Consider the following 22,952-nt stretch of genomic DNA (forward strand, 5'->3'; position numbering starts at 1 on the left):
TACGGGCGACGCGTCGTTTGTCCCGCCGGGCCACGGGTACCCGAGAGGGACCGACGGCGAAGGGATGGGCATGAGCGACGACGGGACGCAGGACCACGACGAGCTCCTCGTGGCGGACCTGGTCGTGGAACGGCTGCGGGCGTGGGGCGTGCCGCGGGTCTTCGGCTACTCCGGTGACGGGATCAACGGCCTCATGGGGGCCCTGCGTCGCGCCGGCGGCGACCCCGCGTTCGTGCAGGCGCGGCACGAGGAGAACGCAGCGCTGATGGCGGTCGGCCACGCGAAGTACACCGGGGGCGTCGGCGTCGTCGTGAGCACGCAGGGGCCCGGTGCCGTTCACGTCCTCAACGGCCTCTACGACGCCAAGCTTGACCACCAGCCCGTCGTGGCGATCGTGGGCCAGCAGCCGACCACCGCCCTCGGGTCCGAGTACCAGCAGGAGGTCGACCTCACGACGCTGTTCAAGGACGTGGCCGCGCAGTACGTGCAGGCCGTCCTGTCGCCCGAGCAGGCGGGGATGGTCCTCGACCGGGCCTTCCGGACCGCGCTGGCGACCCGCTCGCCCTGCGTCGTCGTGCTGCCGCACGACGTGCAGGTCGCCCCCGCCCCCGAGGTCCCACCGCACGAGCACGGCGTCGTGCCGACGGCGCCCGAGTGGCGGCGCCCGCGCGTGCTGCCCACCCAGGCCGACCTCGAGGAGGCCGCCGCCGTCCTCAACGCCGGCGAGCGCGTCGCGATCCTCATGGGCCAGGGCGCGCGCGACGCCGGCGACCAGGTGCGAGCGGTGGCCGAGCGCCTCCATGCGGGCGTGACCACGAGCCTGCTGGGCAAGCCGTGGTGGGACGAGACGCTCCCCATCAGCTGCGGCGTGATGGGGCACCTCGGCACCACGGCGTCCGGCTGGCTCATGGACCAGTGCGACACCCTGCTCATGATCGGCACGAACGACCCGTGGACCGAGTTCTACCCGGCGCCCGGACAGGCGCGCGCCGTCCAGATCGACCTCGACGGCCGGCACCTGGGCAATCGCTACCCCGTCGAGGTCGGCCTGACCGGGGACGCGGCCGAGACCCTCGACGCCCTGCTGCCACTGCTGCGCGAGCGGACCGACCCGGCGTGGCGCTCCGCCGTGACCGAGCAGGTCGAGCGGTGGCACCGCATCGCCGCCGAGCGCGCCGGGTCCTCCGCCGCCTCGCTCAGCCCCGAGCACGTCGTGCGCGCCCTGACGCCTCGCCTGCCCGCGAACGCGCAGGTCAGCGTCGACGTCGGCTCGGTCGTCTACTGGTACGCGCGCCACCTGACCCTGCCGACCGGCGTGCAGGCGCACCTGTCCTCGACGCTCGCCTCGATGGGATCGGGGCTGCCGTACGGTCTCGCGGCGAAGCTGGACGACTCGGACCGGCCGGTCGTCGCGCTCGTCGGCGACGGCGCGATGCAGATGAACGGGATCGCCGAGCTGGTGACGGTCGAGTCCCGCTGGCGGGACTGGGCAGACCCGCGCTTCGTCGTGCTCGTGCTGAACAACCGCGATCTCGCCGAGGTGACGTGGGAGCAGCGCGAGACCGAGGGCGACCCCCGCTACGACGTCAGCCAGTCCCTGCCGGACTTCCCGTACGCGGGCTACGCCGACCTGCTCGGGCTGACCGGCATCCGCGTGGAGCGGCCCGAGGACGTCGAGTCCGCGTGGGACCGGGCGCTCTGCGCGGACCGGCCGGTCGTCCTCGAAGCGGTCGTCGACCCCGACGTCCCGCTGCTGCCGCCGTTCCCCGCGGGCGAGGAGAAGCTCGAGTCGTTCCATCGCGCCCTCGACCAGGAGCAGGACGCGGAGCACGCCCGCGAGCTGCTGGACCAGCAGGCGCGGCAGGAGGAGCGGTGAGCTACCCGAGCAGGCGGCGGGTGGCCTCGTCGGCCGGGTAGAACGCCTCGATCGCGAGCTCGGAGAGCGTGACCTCGCGCGGCGTGCCGAACACGGTCGTCGTGGAGATGAACGACAGCACCGCGCCCTCGGGGGTCCGCAGCCGCAACGGCACCACGAGGGCCGCGGAGTCCAGTGGCGCGACGCCATCGCCGACGACCTCGGCGCGCAGCTCGGCGAGGAACGGATCGCCCGTGGCCTCGTGGTCGCGGTGCAGCCGCTCCGCCAGGTGGGCACGCCACTCGTCGAGGTTCACGATGCGGCCGCCGAGGCCGCGCGGGTGGACGGAGAGCCGGATGACGTTCACGGGCGGCTCAAGCAGGTCCGGGTCGATGCCGCCGAGCAGCGCGTAGGCCGCCTCGTTCGCGGTGACCAGCTCCCAGCGGCGGTCCACCACGAGCGCGGGGTACGGGTGGTGCGCGGCGAGGATCGCCTCCAGCGCGCGGTTGACCTCGGCCATCGGCGGGTCGGTGAGCCCGTGCTCGGGGTGGACCGGAGCGTGGCCGGCCGCGAGCAGCACCCGGTTCTGCTCGCGCAGCGGCACGTCGAGGTGGTCGCACAGCCGCAGCACCATCGCGCTGGTGGGGCGGCTGCGGCCCGTCTCGATCCAGCTCAGGTGGCGCGTAGAGACGTCGGCGCCGGACGCGAGCTCGAGCTGCGAGAGCCGGCGGCGCTGTCGCCACGTGCGGATCAGGGTGCCGGCCGAGGTGCTCACGAGCGTCAACCTAGCCGCGCGAGGGCATCGTCGCCATGACCTCCGAGGTCATCGACTCGGGCCCGGCCGGCGCGGTGGGATCGGGCCATCACCCCGACCGAACGGAGACCACCATGAGCACGCATCCCGCCTACGCCATCGCCCACCTGCGCAGCGTCGACCTCGGCGCCGAGATCGTCGAGTACATCGAGCGCATCGACGCGACGCTCGAGCCGTACGGTGGCCGGTTCATCGTCCACGGCGGCGCCCTGACGCCGATCGAGGGCGAGTGGGACGGCGACCTCGTCATCATCGAGTTCCCGGGCGCCGACGCCGCCCGCGCCTGGTACGACTCGGACGCCTACCGGGCGATCCTGCCGCTGCGCACCGAGCACTCCGACTCCGTGACGTGCATCGTCGAGGGAGTGCCGGCGGGCTACCGCGCCGTCGACAAGCTCGCGACGCTGCTCCCCTGAGCGGATGCGCCCGCCCGCCGCCCGCCCGACCATGAGGTCATGCGGGGAGGGCGAGCACGGCGGGACGTGGACGCGACGGTCGCCGCGTGCGGCGCCGTCGCGTTCCTGGCATCGGCCGTGGCGTTCCGCGGCACGCCGCGTGGCCCCGAGCTGCGCCTGTTCGGCGTCGTCAACGAGTGGCCGGACACGCGCCTGCACCGTCTTCCCCAGCAGGTCGGGACGCCCTGGGCGCCACCGCTGGTCGGCGCGGCGCTGTGGCTCGCGGGCCGCCGGCGGGAGGCGGTCGCCGCGTTCCTGTCCCTGCCCGCCTCGAAGGGCGTCGAGGTGGCGGTGAAGAAGGTCCTCCAGCGGCCGCGCCCGCTGTACGAGACGCCGACCGTCCTGCGCGACGACGCGCCCGTCGAGGGACCGTCGTTCCCATCAGGTCACGCGGCGCTCGCCGCCGCGGCGGCTTACCTGGTCTGCCGCGCCGCTCCCCCGGTGACCCTGCCGGTGGCCGCGCTGACGACGGCCTCGTCGCTCGTGCGCGTCCATCAGGGCGCGCACTGGCCCTCCGACGCGCTCGCCGGGACCGCACTCGGCGTCGGCGTGGCGGCGGGCCTGCGCCTGTCCGTCATGCGGATCGGCCGCCTGAGCGACCGATCCGCATGACGTGACCCAATGCGTCAGCGGCGGACGTGCACCGGGATCCGGTGCAGTGTGTTGCCGACCTTGACGCCCAGGACCCAGTCGCCGCGGCGGCTCATGCCTCGGTCGATTCGCACGGGCAGCGTGTGACGGACCAGGCCGCCCTGCTTGCCGGCGCGGCGCAGGAAGCTGCCCGACGCCGTCGGCGTCGAACCACGCAGGGCGGCGTTGAAGTACTGCGGGCGGGCCGTGCCGGTGGTCAGCGCGACCACGGCATAGGTGTGGCCGTCGCGCACCTGGTAGGCGCCGTTGCGGAACGGCGCCCCGGCCACGTAGAAGCGCGCGACCGTGTACCGGGCCGTGGTCGTGCGGGTGTTGCCGGCGCGATCGGTCGCGGTCGCCCGGACCGTCACGGACTCGCCCTTGACGCGCTTGGTGACGCGGCACCGCGCGACGCCGGACACGCCGTCCGCGCTCGCGCAGCGCGCCTTGGGCGCCTGGCCGGGGTACGTCGCGCCGCGCTTGACGCCCTTGATCGAGACGCGCGGGGCGCCGCGGTCCACGTTGATGCCCGAGACGGTGACGGTGGCCGCGCCGCCGTCCTCGGCGAGGATCGTCCGCGTGACCGACTGGCCGGCGCGGTTGGCCGACAGCGTGACCGGCTTCGGGCACGGGGCGCTGAGCTGCGCGCCCGCGGTGGTGCAGCGGAACGTCACGGTGACCGCCGTGCGGTACCAGCCGTGGCGCGACTTCGCCCGAGCGCTGGAGACCTTCGCGGTGATCGTGGGATCCCGGCGGGCCGTGGAGCCCGACGAGCCCGTGTAATCCGCGTCGCCGGAGTAGGTCGCCGCGACGGCGCGCGCCTTGCCCGCCGGGAGCCGGTGGGCGAGGGTGGCGACGCCGTCGACGAGCGGCGCGGTGCCGACCGCCGTGCCGTCGACCGAGAAGGTCACCGAGCCGGTGGGGGTGCCGGCGCCGGGGGCCTTCGGCGTGACGGTCGCGGTGAGGCGCTCGCCCGTGACCTTGAGGTCGGTCGTGGTGGCGGCGGCCGTGACGGCCACGGTCTGGCTGGCGGTCGCCGCGGCGTACCGGCCGTCACCGGACTGGTCGGCGACGATCACGCACGAGCCCGGGTGGCGGAACGTCACCCGGTTGCCGTCGAGCGAGCACACGCCGGCCGCATCCTCGTGGATCGCGAGGACGACGGGGTTCGCCGAGGCGCCGCCCGTCGCGGTGACCTCGTAGGTCTGGCCCACGACGGCGGCCGTCGGCGCGGTCGACGTGAACGCGACCGCCTGCGAGACCTTCGCGACCGTGAGCGTCAGCGTCTGGCTGGACGACAGGACGGCGTTCGCCGCCGTGACGGTGATCGGGTAGCTGCCGGCGGAGCCGTCGGCGGGCGTGCCCGACACCGTCGCGGTGCCGTCGCCGTTGTCGGTGAAGCTCATGCCGGCAGGCAGGTCGCCCGTCTGGGTGAGCGTGGTCTTCGCCGGGTACCCGGCGGTCGTGGTCACGGCGAAGGACCCGGCCTCGCCCACGGTGAAGCCGGCCGAGGGCACGCTCGAGACGGCGGGCGCCTCGTTCACCGTCACGTCCAGGGTCTGGCTCGCGTCGTCGCCGATGCCGTTCGCCGCGGTCAGGGCGAGCGAGTACTGGCCGCCGGTGCCGGGCGCGGGCGTGCCGGCCAGCGTCGCCGTGCCGTTGCCACGGTCGGTGAGCGTGATGCCGTCCGGCAGCGCGCCGGTCGACGTGATCGCCGGCTTCGGGTGACCCGTCGCCTTGACGGTGAACGAGCCGGCCTCCCCGGCGGTGAAGTCGGCGGACGCGGCGCTCGTGAGGCTCGGCGCGTACTCCAGCGAGCTGGTCAGCGCGTTGACCAGGAGCCGGGTGCCGTCGGTCGAGGCGTCCCAGAAGTCGGCCCGGATGGCGCTCGACGGCGGGAAGAAGTTGACGACGACGACCTCGTCCTTGAAGCCGACGAGCGGCTCGCCGGTGCTCCAGCGGGCCACCTGCGTCGCACCCTCGGCCAACGTCATGCCGGTGCCGCGGTAGCTGGAGGCACCGCCCCGGAAGGTGGTCACGCCGGCGAGCAGCGGGTGGTCCGCCAGCTCGGCCTCGAGCGAGGCGGGCTCGCCGCTGCGATAGCTGTCGAAGACGTACGGCAGGTAGCCGCCGGACACGATGCGTCCCTGCGGGCCGTAGGAGGTCGAGGTCGCGAAGGTGCTGACCACGAGCCGCCCGCCGTGGTCGACGTAGTCCGCGAGCCGGTCACCCAGCCGGGCCGGGTCGGCGAGGGCGCAGTCGGTCCACAGCAGCACCGCGTCGTACTGGTCGAGCTCCTCCACCGTCGGATCGGTGAAGGTGCAGCCGTTGGACGGAGTCAGCGTGGCGACCTCGGCGAACGCGCCGGACCTGGTCAGCTGGTCCTGCACGTCGATCATGTAGTCCGCGCGCTCGTAGCCCAGCAGCAGCACCCGCGGCAGCGGGTCGGGCTCGGCCGCTCCGGCCGGGCTGACGGCGACCGCGAAGGTCGAGGCCACGAGGGCGAGGAGCGCGAGCACCGCGCTCCACGGCCGGACGCGCGAGACGGCATGACGATGCATCGAGGACTCCCGAGAGACGACGACCTGGTGTTCGCGTCGCGAGGGGACGGGATCCGAGCCAAGGCCTCCGCAAGACTAGGTCGGCCGGACCTCCCCTGTCCCGGGAACACCTCAGGTTGCAGCTGTGAGCGCGCATGACGTGCCTCACCCGGCCCGACAAGCATCAGGCCCGGAATCCAGTGGATTCCGGGCCTGATCTTCGTGGTAGCGGGGGCAGGATTTGAACCTGCGACCTCTGGGTTATGAGCCCAGCGAGCTACCGAACTGCTCCACCCCGCGTTGCGAGAACAACATTACCGGAGGGTTTCGGTCGACCCAAACCCGGGGTCCCCGATGTGCGCGGGCTCACCCTCGCCGGCGCGATACCGGTCGGACAGCAGGCGGTAGGACCGAGTGCCGAACACGGCGAGCGATGCCACGACCATGATGGCGCCGGCGAAGAAGAACACGAGCGCGATGCCGCGGGCGTCGCCGTGCCCCACGAGCCACGCCCACCGGTCGGCTCCCTCGTCGGTCTCCAGGTACGGGATGACCCAGAACTCGGCGATCGGGGCGATCAGGAACGAGGTGACGGGAGCCGCGGCGGACTCGAAGGCCTGGGCGAAGCCGAAGACGCGGCCCTGGCTGGTGAACGGCACGACGCGCTGGATCACCGTCTGCTCGGCGGCCTCGACCGCCGGCATCAGCAGCAGGAACACCCAGATGCCCAGGATGCACAGCCACGGCCACTCGCGGATCGTGAACGTCGCGTTGATGACGCCGAGCACCGCCACGACCAGGAGCATCGTCCGGATGGGGTTCGCGCCGAGCCCGAAGCGGGCGATGACGAGCCCGCCGATGATGAAGCCGGTCGAGCCGATGCCGAACACGATCCCCCACCACTCGACGCTGAACAGCGTCAGGCCGTACGGGTCCATGAGCGCCATGAACACGCCCGAGATGAGGTTGTTGAACGTCGTGAAGACGATGAGCGCGAACAGGCCGGGGACCTGGTGGATCGCCGTGAGCGCGCCGCGCACGTCGACTCTCGGCGCATGCTCCCCCGTCGCCTCAGGGCGCTCCTCGGGGATCCGGACGAAGAACAGGTGCAGCACCGTCAGCAGGGTCAGCACGTTCGCGACGACGAGCGTCCAGCCCATCCCGAGCTGGCCGATCGCCAGCCCACTGAAGACGCTCGTGACGATGAACGCGAGGCCCTGCACCGTGCCGACGAGCCCGTTCGCGCGGTCCCGCCGGTCAGCGGGCACGAGCAGCGTCACGAGGGTCGACAGCGTGATGTTGCGCATGCTCTCGACGACCGAGCCGAACAGCACGATGCCGGCGAACAGCCAGAACCACGGCCCGGACATGTCGACGATCGCCGCCGGGCCCACGACGGCGTACATCAGGCCCGCGACCGCGAACGAGGCCATCGTGACGACGCTCGAGCCGACCAGCACGTCGCGCTTCAGGTGGCGGTCGACGATCGTGCCGAACAGCATCGCGAACAGCGCCAGCATGAGCATGTACGCGCCGCCCACCACGCCCGTGGCGAGCACGGACCGCGTCTCGAGGTAGACCCAGAACGTCAGCGCGAACCACAGGAAGCTCGTCGTGACGTTCGCGACGAGCGTGTTGAGCAGGACGTGACCGAAGACCCTCGCTCCGTCACGCGGTGCGACCGGGGAGGACACGGGGTCAGCCCGGCAGCTTGACGTCGGAGTCCTGCAACTCCTCGACGTTGACGTCCTTGAACGTCAGCACCTTGACGTTCTTCGCGAAGCGCGCGGGACGGTAGATGTCCCACACCCACGCGTCGGCCATCGTCACCTCGAAGTACGCGTCGCCGGACTCCGAGCGCACCTTCACGTCGACGGCGTTGCACAGGTACAGCCGGCGGTCGGTCTCGACGACGTACTTGAAGATCGAGACGACGTCGCGGTACTCACGGTAGAGCGCGAGCTCCATCTCGTTCTCGTACCGCTCCAGGTCCTCGGCGCTCACCCGGCCACCGCCTCTCGCGTCGTCGTGTCGGCCATCGTAACCACCGTCTCGGGGCTCGGGGTGCAGCCCGGCAGCGACCACGAGCGACGGTGGTGGACCGTCGGTCCGTGCTCGGCGAGCGCGGCGATGTGCTCGGGCGCGGAGTAGCCCTTGTTGAGCTCCCAGCCGTACTGCGGGTGCTCGGCGGCGAGCTCGACGAGGATCGCGTCGCGTGCCGTCTTGGCCAGGATGCTGGCGGCCGCGACCGCGGCGCACTTCATGTCGGCCTTGATCATCGTGGTGACGGGCGGCAGGTCGTCACGCAGGTCCGGCGGGCCGAACAGCGCGGACTGCTCGGGCACGCTGAGGTAGTCGTGGTTGCCGTCGAGCAGCACGGCGTCGGGTTGCGTCGCCAGCTGCGCGAGGGCGCGGTGCCCCGCCAGCCGCATGGCGGCGATGATCCCGTACTGGTCGATCTCGGCGGGACTCGCGTGCCCGACGCCGTGGACCGGAGCCCAGCGGCGGATCTTGGGGACGAGCGCCTCGCGGGCCGCCGGCGTCAGCAGCTTGCTGTCGCGGACGCCCTGCGGCGCGGTGCGGGTCTGCTCCGTCACGACGACGACGCCGATCGTCACGGGCCCGCACAGGGCTCCGCGGCCGACCTCGTCGGCGCACGCGAGAGCGACGCGCCCCTCCCGCAGGAGCCGGCGCTCGATGCGCAGGGACGGCGCGGTGCTCATGGCACCTCGTCGAAGGCGTCCGTGCCCGGAATGAGGCCGAACCGGTCGAGCGGCCACACGCGCAGCCACGCCTTGCCGACCACGTCGTCCTCGGCGATGAACCCGCCGCCGGGCTGGCCCAGGTGCGCGCGCGAGTCCGCCGAGTTGCCCCGGTTGTCCCCCTGCACCCACAGGTAGCCCTGCGGCACCTTCACCTCGAAGGTCTGGTCGGCGTTCACGCTCTTGTCCTTCAGGTACGGCTCGTCGATCCCCACACCGTTGACCGTCGTACGGCCCTGCGCGTCGCAGCACTTGACGGTGTCGCCACCCACGCCCACGACGCGCTTGATCAGGTGTCCACCCGACGGGAACAGTCCCACGACCTCGAGGGCGTCCTGGATCGCGTTGCCGTCGGCGGCGGACTCGTCCGGACCCAGCCAGTTGCCCGGATCGCGGAACACCACGATGTCACCACGCTCGGGGCCGCCCGTCCAGTACGACCACTTCTGCACGAGCAGCTTGTCGTTCTTGACCATCGTCGGGACCATCGAGTCCGACGGGATGTAGAAGGCCTGGAAGAAGAAGGTCTTGACGATCAGCGCCAGCACGAGGGCCGTCGCGACGAGGAGGAGGGACTCCTGCCACAGGGGCAACTGGCGCTTCTCCTCGGACACCCGAAGAGCCTAGCGGCTGGCCCATCGGGTTCGGCGCAGGACTCAGCCCTTCGCCGGCGCCGGAACGTCGTCGAAGGCTCGCGTGGCGGCCGGCGGCCCGAAGCGCCCGAGCGGCCAGACCCGCGACCACACGCGCCCGACGACGTGGTCGACCGGCACGAAGCCGCCCGACGGTCCGTCCATCTGCAGGCGCGAGTCCTCCGAGTCGCCCCGGTTGTCCCCCTCGACCCAGAGCCGGTCGCGGGGCACGGTCACCTGGAAGGTCACGTCGGCGTTGGCCGTCGCGTCGGCGAGGTAGGGCTCATCGATCGCGCGCCCGTTCACGAGCGTGCGTCCCCGCGCGTCGCAGCAGCGCACCTCGTCGCCCGGCAGGCCGATGACGCGCTTGACCAGGTGCCCGCCCTTGGGCGCCAGTCCCAGCTCCTGCGTCAGCCGTCGCAAGACGGACACCCTCTCCTGCTCGTCCAGCCACTCCCCCGGGTCGCGGAACACCACGACGTCGCCGCGCTCGGGCAGGCCGGACCACGTGGACCACTTCTCCACGACGATGCGGTCGTGCTTCACGAGCGTGGGCCGCATCGAGCTCGACGGGATGACGAACGCCTGCACGAACCAGGTCGTCACCACCAGGGCGCAGCCCAGCGCGAGGGCCAGCGCGAGCGGGATCTCCAGCCACCAGGGGACGCGGCGGCGGCGCGGCTTCGTCACGCCCGCGAGCCTAGGTGAACGACGACGCCCCCGCCCGAAATCCGGGCGGGGGCGGCGAGGAGGGGCGATCAGACGTCGCGCTTCTCCTTGATCTTGGCGGCCTTGCCGCGCAGGTTGCGCAGGTAGTACAGCTTGGCGCGACGGACGTCACCGCGGGTCGCGACCTCGATCTTCTCGATCACGGGCGAGTGGACCGGGAACGTGCGCTCGACGCCGACGCCGAAGCTGACCTTGCGGACCGTGAAGGTGCGGCCGATGCCCGAGCCCTGCACCTTGATGCAGACGCCCTGGAACAGCTGCACACGCGAGCGGTTGCCCTCGACGATGTTGACGTGCACCTTGAGGGTGTCGCCAGCGCGGAACTCGGGGACGTCGTCGCGCTTGCTCTGGGCTGCGATCTGGTCGATGACGTTCGTCATGGTCTCTCCTCGCCGGTGCCACAAGTCACCTGCGGATGTCGGTGTTGCTACGAAGAATGTGTGTGGTGCTGCATGGGGACTCCCTCGTGGCAGAGCCGTCCGGCACCAACAGTCAATGATGCCACAGCGCCCCGCCCCCGACGAAATCGGGAGCGGGGCGCCACCGGCGATCGAGTAGCGGCGAGGAACGAGCCGCGTATCGAGATCCAGATGTGGTCTCGATACGCCGGCTCGTTCCTCGCCGAGCTACTCGACCACCGTCAGTCGAACTTGTAGGCGGCGCCGCCGTGCAGGACGTTGTCCAGGCCGGCGACCTCCTCCTCCTCGGTGACGCGGAAGCCGACGGTGGCGTCGATCGCCTTGCCCAGGCCGAAGGCCACCGCGAAGGAGAACACCGCGACGACGACCGACGGGATGATCTGCGCGATCAGCTGGTCGAGGTTGCCGCCCGTGAACAGGCCCGTGTCCGTGGCGAAGAAGCCCAGGTAGAGGCAGCCCAGCAGGCCGGCGACCAGGTGCAGGCCCACCACGTCGAGCGAGTCGTCGTAGCCGAGCTTGTACTTGAGATCGATCGCGAAGCAGCACAGCGCACCGGCGACCAGGCCCAGGACGATCGCCCAGAACGGCGTCAGGTTGGCGCAGGCCGGCGTGATGGCGACCAAGCCGGCGACGATGCCCGAGGCGGCGCCGACGGCGGTCGGCTTCCCGTCCTTGAAGTGCTCGACGACGATGTAGCCGATGATGCCGGCCGCCGGAGCGGCGATCGTGTTGAGGAAGATCAGCGCGCCGGTGTTGACGTCCGTCGCGGCGCCGGTGTTGAAGCCGAACCAGCCGAACCACAGGATCGCGGCGCCGATCAGGACGAGGGGCACGTTGTGCGGCTCGGCCGACTCCTTGGCGAAGCCGATCGAGCGCTTGCCCAGCACGATCGCCAGGGCGAGCGCGGCGGCACCGGCGCTGATGTGGACGACCGTGCCACCGGCCCAGTCGATGGGAGCCGCGTCGCCGATCGTCAGCTTGCCGATCCAGCCCGAGAGGTTGCCCTCGCCGTCGAGGCCCCACACCCAGCCCTGCGACGGGAAGTAGACGATCGTCGCCCACAGGCCCGCGAACAGCATCCACGGGAAGAAGCGCGCACGGTCGGCGACCGCACCGGAGATCAGGGCGGTCGTGATGACCGCGAACGTCGAGGCGAACGCGACGCCGGCCAGGGCCGAGGCGCCGTCGCCGGTGGCCAGGTCCTGCAGCGCGAAGTCCGAGAACGGGTTGCCGAGCCAGCCCGAGATCCAGTCGCCGTCCCCGATCGTGGTCATGTTCGAGCCGTAGAGGATCCACAGCACGAACACCAGACCCATGGCGCCGAAGCTCAGCATCATCATCGAGATGACGCTCTGGGCCTTGACGAGGCCGCCGTAGAAGAACGCCAGCCCCGGCGTCATGAAGAGAACAAGGGCTGCGCAGATCAGCAGCCAGATCGTCCCGGGTTCCATATCAACCTCTTCGCAGTAGGTAACTCGTGGGAAGCGCCCGGGCTCCCTTGCCTCGGCGCGTCACCGATCCTGCTGACCTGCGATTACGTGACGGCACCCCAGCCGTTACGAGCGTGTTACTCGACGCGGTCGCGGGTTAAATCCGGACGACGCTGCGCCGTCCGGAGCTGCGACTGCTCGCGGCGCCACGCGGCGATGCGCCCGTGGTCGCCCGAGAGCAGGACGTCGGGGACGTCGAGGCCGCGCCACTGCGCGGGCTTGGTGTAGACGGGGTACTCGAGCAGCCCGTCGGCGTGGGACTCCTCGGCGAGGGACTCGGGGTTGCCCATGAATCCGGGCAGCAGACGCACGACGGCCTCGATGATCGCCAGGGCGGCGACCTCGCCTCCGTTCACGACGAAGTCGCCGAGCGAGATCTCCTCGAGGTGCCAGCGCTCGCCGGCGTGGTCGAGGACGCGCTGGTCGATGCCCTCGTAGCGGCCGCACGCGAACACGAGCTGCTCGGCCTGCGACAGGCGCACGGCGTCGGCATGCGTGAACGGCTTGCCCGAGGGCGTGGTGACGATGACGACCGCGGCATCGGTGCACACGGCGTCGAGCGCCTCGCCCCACGGCTCGGGGCGCATGACCATGCCGGCGCCGCCGCCGTAGGGGGTGTCGTCGACCGTGCGGTGACGGTCGTGGGTCCAGTCGCGCAGGTCGTGCGCGCGGAAGTCGACGAGGCCGGACCGTCGCGCCTTGCCCGGCAGCGACAGGTCCAGCGGGGAGAAGTAGTCGGGGAAGATCGAGAGGGCGTCGATGCGCACTAGCGGGCCTCGTCGGCTTCCTCGGGGTTCAGCAGGCCCGGCCGGTCCAGCACGGTGAGCGTTCCGGCGGCCAGGTCGACATCGGGCACGATCGCCTCGACGAACGGGACCTGCACGCGCCGGCCGTCGACGGCGAGCAGCAGGGAGTCGTGGGCGGGCAGGTGCAGCACCTCGAGCACGGTGCCGCGCTCGGTGCCGTCCACCAGGACCCTCAGCCCCACGAGCTGGTGGTCGTAGAAGGCGTCGTCCTCGTCGGGGACGTCGGCCGGGTCGACCTCGACCTCGAGCACGGCGCCGTGCAGCTGCTCGGCGGCGGTGCGGTCGGGGACCTCGTCGAACGTCACGAGGAGCTTGCCCGAGTGCGGGCGGACGGCCGCGACCGTCAGGACCCGGTCACGACACAGGACCGACGAGCCCGGCGCGAAGCGCTTCTCGGGCTCGTCGGTCCTGGGGTCGACGGACAGGTCGCCACGGATGCCGTGGGCACGGCCGATCCGGCCGACGACGACACGCATGTCGGTCAGCGGCGGCGGTCGACGTCCACGAAGTCGATCCGCGCGCCGCCGCGGCCGGCGATCGCCGACGCGACGGTGCGGATCGCCGTGGCCGTGCGGCCCTGCCTGCCGATGACCTTGCCGAGGTCGCTGGGGTTCACGCGGACCTCGAACAGCTCGCCGCCACGGGTCTGCTTGGTGCGGACCGTGACCTCGTCAGGGTGCTCGACGATGCCGGCGACGAGGTGCTCGACGACCTCCTGCATGGGTGCGGCCACGATCAGGCCTCGTCGGCCTTCGCGTCCTCGGCGGGGGTCTCCTCGGCGGGAGCCTCGGCCTGCTCGGCGGCGGGCGCCTCGTCCTCGGCCTTGTCCTTCTTGGCCTTCGACGTGGTGGCCGACTTCTTCGGCTCGGCGTGCAGGTCCTTCAGCGCGGCCTGGAACGCCTCGGCCTTGTCGGCCTTGGGCTCGGGCTGCTTGAGGGAGCTCTCGCCACCGATGTCGCCGGTGAGCTTGAGGATCGCGGCGACCGACTCGGTCGGCTGCGCGCCGACGCCGAGCCAGTACTGGGCGCGCTCGGAGTCGACGTGGATCGTCGAGGGCTCCGTCTTGGGGTTGTACGTGCCGATCTCCTCGATCACGCGGCCGTCACGCTTGGTGCGGCTGTCGGCGACGACGATGCGGTAGAACGGCGTGCGGATCTTGCCCATCCGCTTGAGGCGAATCTTGACTGCCACGAGTGTGGTGTCTCCTTGATGTGTCGATCTGTGGGTGATTCCGACCAGGCGTGTGGGGCATGCCGGTCATCGTCGTGGGGCCGGGCACGAGCGGTGAGAGGGCCGCGCGTTCCGGACGCAATCACCCATTCTGCCAGACGTGGCCCCGCGGCTCCAACCCGTGTCAGCGCTGCGCGAGGCCGACGATGTGGTCGATGACCTCGTCGAGCGTCAGGTGCGTGCCGTCGACCACGACGGCGTCGTCGGCCTGGGCCAGCGGCGCGGTCTTGCGGGTCGAGTCGATCGCGTCGCGGCGGGCCAGGGCCTGGCGCATCGCCTCGGCGTCCTCCACCCCCAGTTCGAGGGCGCGGCGCTGCGCGCGGGCCACGGGATCGGCGACGAGGTAGACCTTCAGGCTCGCGTCGGGCGCCACCACCGTGCCGATGTCACGCCCCTCCACCACGATGCCGTCCGCGGCACCGGCGATGAGCTCGCGCTGCAGGTCGACGAGCTGCTGGCGGACCTGCGGCACCGTCGCGACCGGGCTGACGGCCGCGGTCACCTCGTCGCCGCGGATCGGCTCGGAGACGTCGACGCCGTCGGCGTGGATCGTCGGGTCCTGCGGGTCGGTGCCCGAGGTCAGCGTCACGTCCGCCGCGGCGGCCGCGACGGCGTCGGCGTCGTTCACGTCGATCCCCCGCTGCAGCATCGCCCACGTCATCGCGCGGTACATGGCGCCCGTGTCGAGGTACGCGTACCCCAGCTTGGTGGCCACCCCGCGCGAGGTGCTGGACTTGCCCGAGCCCGAGGGCCCGTCGATGGCGATGACGTGGGTCACGGATGTCTCCTCAGCGGAACGCGGCCCAGCCGCGTTCGATCAGTGCGGTGTGCAGGTCGTCGGCGACGCCCGCGCGGACCACGACCTCGACGATGCCGACCATGCGGCCGAGCTCGTGGTCGATGCGCATGTCCTCGATGTTGACGCCCGCGTCGCCGATGTCGGCGAACAGGCGCGAGAGCTCGCCGGGCGTGTCGTCGATCGAGACGAAGACGCCCTCGACGGCGGTGGGGTGGGCACCGTGCTTGCCGGGGACGCGCTGGACCCCGGCGCGGCCGCGGTCGAGGTGCGACGCGACGGAGCCGTCGGCCGAGCGGACGGCCGCGCGCAGCTCGTCGAGGCGCACGGCGAGGTCGTCGAGGATGTCGCCGACCTGGCGGGCGTTGCTGCCGATGATGTCGACCCACAGGCCGCGGTCGCTGCCGGCGATGCGGATGACGTCGCGCAGGCCCTGGCCGGCCAGCAGCAGGTCGTCGCCGGGCGCCTCGGTGAGCAGGCCCGCGGTGAGCGCCGAGACCAGGTGCGGCACGTGCGAGACGAGGGCGACGGCGCGGTCGTGGGATGCGGCGTCCATGCGCCGCGTGACGGCGCCGAACGACGCCGCCATGCGCTCGACGACCTCGATCGCGGCGGGATCGGTGTCCTCGGACGGGACCACGGCCCACGCGCGGCCCTCGAACAGCAGGCCGGAGGCGGCCATCGGGCCGGAGCGCTCCTTGCCCGCCATGGGGTGGCTGCCGACGAAGCGCGGGTCGGTGACCTCGGCACAGATCGCGCCCTTGACGCTGGCGACGTCGGTCACAACGGCGCCCGGGAACTCCGTGAGCGCGGCGCGGACGGTCTCGACGACGGCGGACGGCGGGACGGCCACGACGACGAGCGCGGGAGCGTCCACCGGGTCGGCCGTGCCGGCGCCGACCGAGACCGCGAGCTCGACGTTCGAGGGCCGGGCGTCGCGCAGGTGGACCTCGACGTCACGGTCGCGCAGGGCGAGGGCGACGGAGGTGCCGATCAGGCCGCAGCCGATGACGAGGACCGGTCCGGGCACGACGGCATCGGACGGCGCACTCATGCCTCCACGCTATCGAAGAGCGCGCCGAGCTCGTCACGCGACAGGTCGCGCATGGCCCCTACCCGCAGGTCGCCCAGGCGCAGCGGGCCGAAGGCCGTGCGGGTCAGCTCGATCACGGGGTGTCCGACGGCGGCCAGCAGCCGGCGGACGATGCGGTTCTTGCCGCTGTGCAGGTCGAGCTCGACGAGGCTCCGGCCACGGCTGCGGTCGCGGACGACGAACCGGTCGACCTTCGTCACCCCGTCCTCGAGCTCCACTCCCCCGAGCAGCGTCCGCCCGATCGCGGGGGCGACGGTGCCCTCGACCAGGGCGACGTAGGTCTTGGTCACCTCGAACGACGGGTGCGCCAGCTGGTGCGCCAGGTCGCCGTCGTTGGTCAGGATCAGCAGCCCCGACGTGTCGGTGTCGAGGCGGCCGACGTGGAACAGCCGGTCGTCGCGGTCGGCGAGCAGGCCGGACAGGTCGGGGCGGCCCTGCTCGTCGGCCATCGAGCACACGACGCCCCGCGGCTTGTTGAGCAGGACGTAGGCGTGCTCGGACGGCGGCGGGATGCGGACGCCGTCCACGCGGATGACGTCGGTGGCCGGGTCGACGCGAGCGCCCATCTGGGTGACGACCTCGCCGTTGACCTCGACGCGGCCGGTCGCCATGAGCTCCTCGCAGCGGCGGCGGCTGGCGACGCCCGCCTGCGCGAGCGCCTTCTGCAGGCGGATCGGCTCACTCACGGGCATCGCCCGCGCTCGCGTCGGCGGCCGGCTCCTGCGGCACGGCCTCCTTCTCGACGGTCTCCTGCGCGACGCGCTCAAGCTCGCCGTCGAGGTCGTCGAGCTCGGGCAGCATCGGCGCGAGCGGCGGCAGCTCGTCGAGACCGCTCAGCCCCATGCGCTCGAGGAAGTAGGTGGTGGTCCCGTAGAGGACCGCGCCGGTCTCGGCGTCGTTGCCCAGCTCGACGATGAGCCCGCGGGTGACGAGCGTGCGCACGACGCCGTCGACGTTGACGCCGCGGATCGCCGAGATGCGCGAGCGGCTGATCGGCTGGCGGTACGCGACGACCGCGAGCGTCTCGAGCGCGGCTTGGCTGAGCTTGGCCTGCTGGCCCTCGAGCACGAAGGCGGCCACGACGTCGGCGTACTCCTCGCGGCTGTAGAAGCGCCAGCCGCCCGCCAGCTCGCGCAGCTCGAAGCCGCGGCCCTGCTCGGCGTACTCGGTGGCCAGCTCGCGCAGCGCCTGCTGGACGTCGGCCGGCGGGTGTCCCACGGCCTGCGCGAGGACGAGGTGGTCCAGCGGCTCGTCGGCGATCATGAGGACGGCCTCGAGCGCGGGACGCAGCGCGACCGGGGGTCGCTCGTCGATCGCGTCCGTGCCCTCGGGCACCTGGTCGTCAGTCTCGGTCATCGTCACTTCCGGTCGTCTCGGTCTCGTCCTGCGGCGCGGGCTCGTCGAACTCGTCGCCCACGTCGATGTCGCCCTCGTCGCTGCCCGTCCAGCGCACCGTCAGCTCGCCCAGCGGGACGGCCTGCTCGAACGCCAGCATGCCCTCGCGGAACAGCTCGAGCAGGGACAGGAACCGCGCCACCTTGGTCTGGCCGTCCGGCGCGTCCTGCACGAGCGCACGGAACGTCAGCGACCGCTCGCGGCGCAGCCGGTCGACGACGAGGTGGGCCTGCTCGCGCACGCTGACCGCCGGTGCGTGCAGGTGCGCCAGCGACACGAGCGGCGGCTGCTTGGGCGCGAGCGCGCCGGCCGCCAGCTCGGCGAGGTCCTGCGGCGTCGCGCGGATCTCGACCTCGGGCAGCAGCGTCGCGAAGCGCGGCTCGAGGGTCACGGCCCGCGGGTGGCGCAGCAGCGCGTTCTCGTACCGCTCGGCCAGGATCGCGGCGACGGACTTGAACGCGCGGTACTGCATGAGCCGGGCGAACAGCAGGTCCCGGGCCTCGAGCAGCGCCAGGTCCTCCTCGTCCTCCACCTCGGCCTGCGGCAGCAGGCGCGCCGTCTTGAGGTCGAGCAGTGTGGCCGCGACGAGCAGGAAGTGCGTGGTCTGCTCGAGGTCGTCCTCGAGCTCGCGCGTGTACGCGATGAAGTCGGACGTGACGACGGACAGGGCAACCTCGGTGATGTCCAGCTGGTGCTTCGCGATGAGCTGCAGCAGCAGGTCGAACGGGCCCTCGAAGTTGCCCAGCGAGACCGAGAACCCGGCCTCGGCGGACTCGGCGGGCGCCGGCTCGGTGACGGACACCGCGACTCAGTCCTCGGTCAGGCGGCGGGCGAGCTCGCTCTGCGCGCCCCGCGTCTCGAGGTCGGCCAGCGCCCCGGCGATCGCGGCCCGCACGAGGCGCCCGCGGTCGATCTTGCGCCCCAGCACGGAGCGCAGCTCGAGCCGCGCCTGCTCGATCGCGAGCAGCTCCTCGCTGGTCAGGTAGACCGTCATCTTCTCGTCGTGCTTGACCCGGCCGCTGCCGGCCGGCGGGACGACGGGGGCGTCGTCACCGCGAGGAGCACTGGGAGCGGTCGGCCGGAAGAGCTCGTCCGCACCCGGGAGGTTCACGCGTCGGGGCACCGCTGCAGCACTTCCCTGACCAGTTGACGGTAGGACTCGGCGCCCGGCGACGACGACGCGTACTCGGTGATGGGCTCGCCCGCGACGGTCGAGTCGGAGAACTTCACGGTGCGGCGGATGACGGTGTGGAACACCGCGTCGCCCCAGCCGTCGACGAGCGTCTGCAGGACCTCGCGGCCGTGCAGGGTGCGCCCGTCGAACATCGTGCCCAGCAGGCCGATGACGCGCAGGTCGAAGTTGGTGCGGTCGCGGACCTTCTCGATCGTCTCGTTGAGCAGCGCGACGCCGCGCAGGGCGAAGTACTCGCACTCGAGCGGGACGATGACGCCGCTCGACGCGGTCAGCGCGTTGACAGTGAGCAGGCCCAGCGAGGGCTGGCAGTCGATGAGGATGACGTCGTAGTCGTGGCGCACGTCGCGCAGCGCACGGGCCAGCACCTGCTCGCGACCGACCTCGGTCACGAGGCGCATCTCGGCGGCGGACAGGTCGATGTTGGCGGGGACGAGGTCGAGGTTGTCCACGGACGTGCCGAGGATGACCTCCTTCATGGACAGCTCGCGGTCCATGAGGACGTGGTAGATGCTCTGCTCGATCTCGTGGGCGTTGTAGCCCAGGCCGACGGTCATCGAGCCCTGCGGGTCGAAGTCGACCAGGAGCACGCGGCGGCCCAGCTCGGCCAGCGCGGCACCGAGGTTGATCGTGGTGGTCGTCTTGCCGACGCCGCCCTTCTGGTTGCACATCGAGATGACGACGGCGGGCCCCTGGGAAGTGCGCGGACCGGGATCGGGCAGGTCGGGCAGCGGTCGACCGGTGGGTCCGATTTCCGTGCTGGGCATAGCGGACACTGTACCGCTCACCCGAGCGCGCGGGGATGGGACGCCGCATACGTCTCCCGCAGCCTGTCGATCGTCACGAGGGTGTAGATCTGGGTGGTCGTGACCGACGCGTGACCCAGCAGCTCCTGCACCACGCGCACGTCCGCTCCCCCGTCCAGCAGGTGCGTCGCGAAGGAGTGCCGCAGGGTGTGCGGGGACACGTCGACGCTGATCCCGGCGCGCTGGGCGGCCTTGGTCAGGACGGTCCACGCGCTCTGTCGCGACAGGCGTCCGCCGCGCGCGTTGAGGAACATCGCGGGGCCGCTGCCGGTCGCCGCGGTGAGCGCCGGCCGGGCCTTGAGCAGGTACCGCTCGATCGCGTCACGCGCGTAGGACCCGAGGGGCACGATGCGCTGCTTGGAGCCCTTGCCGGTGAGCAGGACCGAGCCGTTCTCGAGGTCGACGTCGTCCACGTCGAGCCCGACGGCCTCGGAGATCCGGGCGCCCGTGCCGTACAGCACCTCGAGCAGCGCGCGGTCGCGGATCGCCAGGGCCGTGCCGGGCTCGCCCGCCGCCGCGAGCAGCGCCTCGACGTCCTCGAGCGGGAGCGCCTTGGGCAGCCGGGAGGCGGGCCGCGGCGGGCGCACGGCGGCGGTCACGTCGTTCGGGACGATCTGCTCACGCAGGCAGAACTTGTGGAAGCCGCGGACGGCGACGACCGTCCGCGCCACGCTGGACGTCCCCAGCGGCGGATGGTCCTCGTCGCCCGTGCGCAGGGCGGCGGCGAACGCGGTGACGTCCGCCTCGGTGACGGCCGTGAGGTCGTCGATGCCGCGGTCCGTGAGGAACGCGGCATAGCGGCGCAGGTCGCGGCGGTACGACGCGAGCGTGTTCTCGGCCAGGCCCCGCTCCACCCCGAGGTGGGACAGGTACTCGGCCACGACGCGGTCGACCGCCGCCTCGGTCACGCCCGCGCCACCGTCAGCAGGGCGATCACCGTCTTCGCGTCGACGATGCGTCCGTCGAGGCACGCCCGGACCGCCTCGTCGAGGTCGACCCACCAGTGGGCCATGTCGGCCTCCTCGGCCTCGCGCTCGGTGCGGTCGTCCTCGTGGACCTCGCTCAGGTCGGTCGCCTCGAACAGCGTGATGAGCTCGGTCGAGTAGCCGACCGACGGCGCCACCGTGATGAGCTCGCGCCACGTCGCGGCGACGAGGTCGGCCTCCTCGGCCAGCTCGCGGGCGGCCGTCTGCTGCGCGGCCTCGCCCTCGACGTCCATGACGCCCGCGGGGATCTCCAGCACGCGCCGGCCCAGCGGGTGGCGGTACTGCTCGACCAGCAGGACGCGACCGTCCTCGTCGAGGGCGACGACGCCCACGGCGGGGCGCGGCCGCACGACGACGCGGCCGTGCTCCTGCTGGTCGGGACCGACGATCGTGTCGACGGTGAGCGTCAGGTAGTCGCTGCGGAAGCCGACCTCGGAGCGGGCGACGGGCCAGTGCGCGTCGTCGGTCTGCCAGGACGTGACGAGGCGCCCGGGCAGCCGCGGGTGGGCGCTCATGCCTGCTCGACCGGCAGCCGCATCTCCAGCTTGCGCTTCAGCGCGGCCTCGACCAGGCCCGCGAACAGCGGGTGCGGGCGGGTCGGGCGGGACCGGAGCTCGGGGTGCGCCTGGGTCGACACGTAGAACGGGTGCACCTCGCGCGGCAGCTCGACGAACTCGACGAGCGTCGAGTCCGGCGACGTGCCCGAGAACACCAGGCCGGCCTTCTCGAGCTGGTCGCGGTACGCGTTGTTGACCTCGTAGCGGTGACGGTGGCGCTCGTCGATCTTGTCGCTGCCGTACAGCTCGCCCACGATGCTGCCGGGCTTGAGGCTGGCCGGGTACAGGCCCAGGCGCATCGTGCCGCCCAGGTCGCCCGCGCCCTCGACGAAGGCCTGCTGCTCGGCCATCGTGGCGATGACCGGGTGCTCGGTGGACGGGTCGAACTCCGAGGAGCTGGCGTCCTCGATGCCCAGCTCGGTGCGGGCGTACTCGATCACCATGCACTGCAGGCCCAGGCACAGGCCGAGCGTCGGGATGCCGTGCGTGCGCGTGTAGTTGAGCGCGCCGAGCTTGCCCTCGATGCCGCGGATGCCGAAGCCGCCGGGCACGCAGACGGCGTCGGCGTCGGCGAGCTGCTCGGCCGCACCGGCCTCGGTGGCGCACTCGTCCGACGGGACCCAGCGCAGCTTGACCTTGACGTCGTTGGCGAAGCCACCGGCGCGCAGCGCCTCGGCGACCGAGAGGTACGCGTCGGGCAGGTCGATGTACTTGCCGACCATCGCGACGGTCAGCTCCTCGGCCGGCTCGTGCACGCGGCGCAGCAGCGCGTCCCACTCGGTCCAGTCGACGTCGCGGAACGGCAGGTCGAGGCGGCGCACGACGTACGCGTCGAGGCCCTCGCCGTGCAGCACCTTCGGGATGTCGTAGATCGAGGGCGCGTCGATCGCGGTGACCACGGCCTCCTCGTCGACGTCGCACATGAGCGAGATCTTGCGCTTCACGCCCGCCGGGACCGGGCGGTCGCTGCGGCACACGATCGCGTCGGGCTGGATGCCGATCGAGCGCAGCGCGGCGACGGAGTGCTGCGTGGGCTTGGTCTTGAGCTCGCCCGAGGGGCCGATGTACGGGATGAGCGAGACGTGCAGGAAGAAGACGTTGGCGCGGCCGACCTCCTGGCGGACCTGGCGCGCGGACTCCAGGAACGGCTGGCTCTCGATGTCGCCGACCGTGCCGCCGATCTCGTGGATCACGACGTCGATGTCGGGTCCGCCCATGCTGAGCATGCGGTCCTTGATCTCGTTCGTGATGTGCGGGATGACCTGGACCGTGTCGCCCAGGTAGTCGCCGCGGCGCTCGCGCGCGATGACCTCGGAGTAGACCTGGCCGGTCGTGACGTTGGCCCGGCCGACGAGGTCCTCGTCGAGGAAGCGCTCGTAGTGACCGATGTCGAGGTCGGTCTCGGCGCCGTCGTCGGTGACGAAGACCTCGCCGTGCTGGAACGGGTTCATCGTTCCGGGGTCGACGTTGAGGTACGGGTCGAGCTTCTGCATCGTGACGCGCAGGCCGCGCGACTTGAGCAGACGGCCGAGGCTCGACGCGGTCAGGCCCTTGCCGAGCGACGAGACGACGCCGCCGGTGACGAATACGTGCTTGGTGACCGCGTTAGCTGCCAAGGTGACTCCCGTGGATCCGTTTCGGATGCGGAACCGGGCGATGCCTGCGGCCGCACCCGTGGGCTGAGGATCGATCCGTGATCGATGCGACTCTGGGTTCCACGGAACTCCAGCCTACCACCGGCGGACCACGCCCGAGACCATCTCGG

The 22,952-nt window shown here is 71.9% G+C and carries 26 protein-coding genes and 1 tRNA gene; 3 read left to right on the forward strand and 24 right to left on the reverse strand.

Translation table 11 applies throughout. The features are described 5' to 3' along the window. Positions 1-70: 70 nt before the first annotated feature. Positions 71-1,876, forward strand: a complete 1,806-nt coding sequence (locus tag AB3M81_RS18115) for a thiamine pyrophosphate-requiring protein (protein ID WP_412905341.1) — start codon at positions 71-73, stop codon at positions 1,874-1,876. Position 1,877: 1 nt separating this feature from the next. On the opposite strand, the gene AB3M81_RS18120 is transcribed toward AB3M81_RS18115, so the two are convergent. Beyond that, on the reverse strand, positions 1,878-2,630 hold the full coding sequence (locus AB3M81_RS18120) for a helix-turn-helix domain-containing protein (protein WP_412905342.1): 753 nt from the start codon (positions 2,628-2,630) through the stop codon (positions 1,878-1,880). A 113-nt stretch (positions 2,631-2,743) separates the two neighbouring features. Between AB3M81_RS18120 and AB3M81_RS18125 the strand changes: the two genes are divergently transcribed. Together AB3M81_RS18125 and AB3M81_RS18130 are read left to right on the forward strand one after the other, a co-directional pair. Next, positions 2,744-3,085 (forward strand): DUF1330 domain-containing protein, encoded by a 342-nt coding sequence (locus AB3M81_RS18125; RefSeq protein WP_412905343.1) that lies wholly within the window; start codon positions 2,744-2,746, stop codon positions 3,083-3,085. Between the two features lie 66 nt (positions 3,086-3,151). Then, on the forward strand, positions 3,152-3,736 hold the full coding sequence (locus AB3M81_RS18130) for a phosphatase PAP2 family protein (protein ID WP_412905344.1): 585 nt from the start codon (positions 3,152-3,154) through the stop codon (positions 3,734-3,736). A gap of 14 nt (positions 3,737-3,750) precedes the next feature. Here the strand turns inward: AB3M81_RS18130 and AB3M81_RS18135 are convergent, their stop codons facing one another. The 23 genes from AB3M81_RS18135 to pyrG all read right to left on the reverse strand — a co-directional run bounded on the left by AB3M81_RS18135 (position 3,751) and on the right by pyrG (position 22,803). Further along, positions 3,751-6,315 (reverse strand): Ig-like domain repeat protein, encoded by a 2,565-nt coding sequence (locus AB3M81_RS18135; RefSeq protein ID WP_412905345.1) that lies wholly within the window; start codon positions 6,313-6,315, stop codon positions 3,751-3,753. Positions 6,316-6,517: 202 nt separating this feature from the next. After that, positions 6,518-6,594: transfer RNA gene (locus AB3M81_RS18140), tRNA-Met, on the reverse strand. Between the two features lie 14 nt (positions 6,595-6,608). Next, positions 6,609-7,988 carry an MFS transporter gene (locus AB3M81_RS18145; RefSeq protein WP_412905346.1) on the reverse strand — a complete coding sequence of 460 codons (1,380 nt, stop codon included), beginning with the start codon at positions 7,986-7,988 and terminating at the stop codon, positions 6,609-6,611. A 4-nt stretch (positions 7,989-7,992) separates the two neighbouring features. Continuing rightward, entirely contained in the window at positions 7,993-8,298 is a 306-nt protein-coding gene (locus AB3M81_RS18150) for a DUF2469 domain-containing protein (RefSeq protein WP_412905347.1), read from the reverse strand. Continuing rightward, entirely contained in the window at positions 8,295-9,017 is a 723-nt protein-coding gene (rnhB, locus tag AB3M81_RS18155) for a ribonuclease HII (RefSeq protein WP_412905348.1), read from the reverse strand. The genes AB3M81_RS18150 and rnhB overlap by 4 nt, the downstream gene beginning before the upstream one ends. Continuing rightward, a complete protein-coding gene (gene lepB, locus AB3M81_RS18160; protein ID WP_412905349.1) occupies positions 9,014-9,670 on the reverse strand; it encodes a signal peptidase I in 657 nt (218 codons plus the stop codon). Before lepB (AB3M81_RS18160) ends, rnhB begins: the two co-directional genes overlap by 4 nt. Before the next feature lie 42 nt (positions 9,671-9,712). Continuing rightward, positions 9,713-10,378, reverse strand: a complete 666-nt coding sequence (lepB, locus tag AB3M81_RS18165; protein WP_412905350.1) for a signal peptidase I — start codon at positions 10,376-10,378, stop codon at positions 9,713-9,715. Between the two features lie 68 nt (positions 10,379-10,446). Beyond that, positions 10,447-10,797, reverse strand: coding sequence for a 50S ribosomal protein L19 (rplS, locus tag AB3M81_RS18170; RefSeq protein ID WP_412905351.1), 351 nt, complete (start codon positions 10,795-10,797; stop codon positions 10,447-10,449). Between the two features lie 260 nt (positions 10,798-11,057). Further along, a complete protein-coding gene (locus AB3M81_RS18175; RefSeq protein ID WP_412905352.1) occupies positions 11,058-12,287 on the reverse strand; it encodes an ammonium transporter in 1,230 nt (409 codons plus the stop codon). 116 nt (positions 12,288-12,403) lie between these two features. After that, the gene (trmD, locus tag AB3M81_RS18180) at positions 12,404-13,093 is read right to left on the reverse strand and encodes a tRNA (guanosine(37)-N1)-methyltransferase TrmD (RefSeq protein ID WP_412905353.1); all 690 of its coding nucleotides are present in this window, start codon (positions 13,091-13,093) and stop codon (positions 12,404-12,406) included. Next, a complete protein-coding gene (gene rimM, locus AB3M81_RS18185) occupies positions 13,093-13,608 on the reverse strand; it encodes a ribosome maturation factor RimM (protein WP_412905354.1) in 516 nt (171 codons plus the stop codon). Before rimM ends, trmD begins: the two co-directional genes overlap by 1 nt. A 5-nt stretch (positions 13,609-13,613) precedes the next feature. Next, positions 13,614-13,853, reverse strand: coding sequence for an RNA-binding protein (locus AB3M81_RS18190; RefSeq protein WP_412905374.1), 240 nt, complete (start codon positions 13,851-13,853; stop codon positions 13,614-13,616). Positions 13,854-13,867: 14 nt separating this feature from the next. Continuing rightward, positions 13,868-14,323, reverse strand: coding sequence for a 30S ribosomal protein S16 (rpsP, locus tag AB3M81_RS18195; protein WP_412905355.1), 456 nt, complete (start codon positions 14,321-14,323; stop codon positions 13,868-13,870). Between the two features lie 163 nt (positions 14,324-14,486). Further along, positions 14,487-15,140, reverse strand: coding sequence for a (d)CMP kinase (cmk, locus tag AB3M81_RS18200; protein WP_412905356.1), 654 nt, complete (start codon positions 15,138-15,140; stop codon positions 14,487-14,489). A gap of 10 nt (positions 15,141-15,150) precedes the next feature. Next, on the reverse strand, positions 15,151-16,212 hold the full coding sequence (locus AB3M81_RS18205; protein ID WP_412905357.1) for a prephenate dehydrogenase: 1,062 nt from the start codon (positions 16,210-16,212) through the stop codon (positions 15,151-15,153). After that, positions 16,209-16,943: a pseudouridine synthase gene (locus AB3M81_RS18210; RefSeq protein ID WP_412905358.1), complete on the reverse strand. Its 735-nt coding sequence runs from the start codon at positions 16,941-16,943 to the stop codon at positions 16,209-16,211. The genes AB3M81_RS18205 and AB3M81_RS18210 overlap by 4 nt, the downstream gene beginning before the upstream one ends. Then, a complete protein-coding gene (gene scpB, locus AB3M81_RS18215) occupies positions 16,930-17,607 on the reverse strand; it encodes an SMC-Scp complex subunit ScpB (RefSeq protein WP_412905359.1) in 678 nt (225 codons plus the stop codon). The genes AB3M81_RS18210 and scpB overlap by 14 nt, the downstream gene beginning before the upstream one ends. Next, the gene (locus AB3M81_RS18220) at positions 17,594-18,448 is read right to left on the reverse strand and encodes a segregation and condensation protein A (RefSeq protein WP_412905360.1); all 855 of its coding nucleotides are present in this window, start codon (positions 18,446-18,448) and stop codon (positions 17,594-17,596) included. Before AB3M81_RS18220 ends, scpB begins: the two co-directional genes overlap by 14 nt. A gap of 6 nt (positions 18,449-18,454) precedes the next feature. Further along, complete coding sequence (locus AB3M81_RS18225; protein ID WP_412905361.1) at positions 18,455-18,769, reverse strand: hypothetical protein; 315 nt, start codon at positions 18,767-18,769, stop codon at positions 18,455-18,457. Further along, positions 18,754-19,605: a ParA family protein gene (locus tag AB3M81_RS18230; protein ID WP_412905362.1), complete on the reverse strand. Its 852-nt coding sequence runs from the start codon at positions 19,603-19,605 to the stop codon at positions 18,754-18,756. The genes AB3M81_RS18225 and AB3M81_RS18230 overlap by 16 nt, the downstream gene beginning before the upstream one ends. 17 nt (positions 19,606-19,622) lie before the next feature. After that, on the reverse strand, positions 19,623-20,552 hold the full coding sequence (gene xerD / locus AB3M81_RS18235) for a site-specific tyrosine recombinase XerD (protein WP_412905363.1): 930 nt from the start codon (positions 20,550-20,552) through the stop codon (positions 19,623-19,625). Beyond that, positions 20,549-21,145, reverse strand: coding sequence for an NUDIX domain-containing protein (locus AB3M81_RS18240; protein ID WP_412905364.1), 597 nt, complete (start codon positions 21,143-21,145; stop codon positions 20,549-20,551). Before AB3M81_RS18240 ends, xerD begins: the two co-directional genes overlap by 4 nt. Further along, the gene (gene pyrG, locus AB3M81_RS18245) at positions 21,142-22,803 is read right to left on the reverse strand and encodes a CTP synthase (protein WP_412905365.1); all 1,662 of its coding nucleotides are present in this window, start codon (positions 22,801-22,803) and stop codon (positions 21,142-21,144) included. Before pyrG ends, AB3M81_RS18240 begins: the two co-directional genes overlap by 4 nt. Positions 22,804-22,952 lie beyond the last annotated feature (149 nt).

The sequence above is a fragment of the Aeromicrobium jepli genome (genome assembly GCF_047246605.1).
In the GTDB taxonomy this organism is placed as follows: domain Bacteria; phylum Actinomycetota; class Actinomycetes; order Propionibacteriales; family Nocardioidaceae; genus Aeromicrobium.

Coding starts and splice junctions, on each gene's coding strand:
- AB3M81_RS18115 (WP_412905341.1), top strand. CDS start 71: ATGAGCGACGACGGGACGCAGGACCACGACGAGCTCCTCGTGGCGGAC.
- AB3M81_RS18125 (WP_412905343.1), top strand. CDS start 2,744: ATGAGCACGCATCCCGCCTACGCCATCGCCCACCTGCGCAGCGTCGAC.
- AB3M81_RS18135 (WP_412905345.1), bottom strand. CDS start 6,315: ATGCATCGTCATGCCGTCTCGCGCGTCCGGCCGTGGAGCGCGGTGCTC.
- rnhB (WP_412905348.1), bottom strand. CDS start 9,017: ATGAGCACCGCGCCGTCCCTGCGCATCGAGCGCCGGCTCCTGCGGGAG.
- rplS (WP_412905351.1), bottom strand. CDS start 10,797: ATGACGAACGTCATCGACCAGATCGCAGCCCAGAGCAAGCGCGACGAC.
- AB3M81_RS18175 (WP_412905352.1), bottom strand. CDS start 12,287: ATGGAACCCGGGACGATCTGGCTGCTGATCTGCGCAGCCCTTGTTCTC.
- rimM (WP_412905354.1), bottom strand. CDS start 13,608: ATGCGTGTCGTCGTCGGCCGGATCGGCCGTGCCCACGGCATCCGTGGC.
- AB3M81_RS18190 (WP_412905374.1), bottom strand. CDS start 13,853: ATGCAGGAGGTCGTCGAGCACCTCGTCGCCGGCATCGTCGAGCACCCT.
- AB3M81_RS18205 (WP_412905357.1), bottom strand. CDS start 16,212: ATGAGTGCGCCGTCCGATGCCGTCGTGCCCGGACCGGTCCTCGTCATC.
- AB3M81_RS18210 (WP_412905358.1), bottom strand. CDS start 16,943: ATGCCCGTGAGTGAGCCGATCCGCCTGCAGAAGGCGCTCGCGCAGGCG.
- scpB (WP_412905359.1), bottom strand. CDS start 17,607: ATGACCGAGACTGACGACCAGGTGCCCGAGGGCACGGACGCGATCGAC.
- AB3M81_RS18230 (WP_412905362.1), bottom strand. CDS start 19,605: ATGCCCAGCACGGAAATCGGACCCACCGGTCGACCGCTGCCCGACCTG.
- AB3M81_RS18240 (WP_412905364.1), bottom strand. CDS start 21,145: ATGAGCGCCCACCCGCGGCTGCCCGGGCGCCTCGTCACGTCCTGGCAG.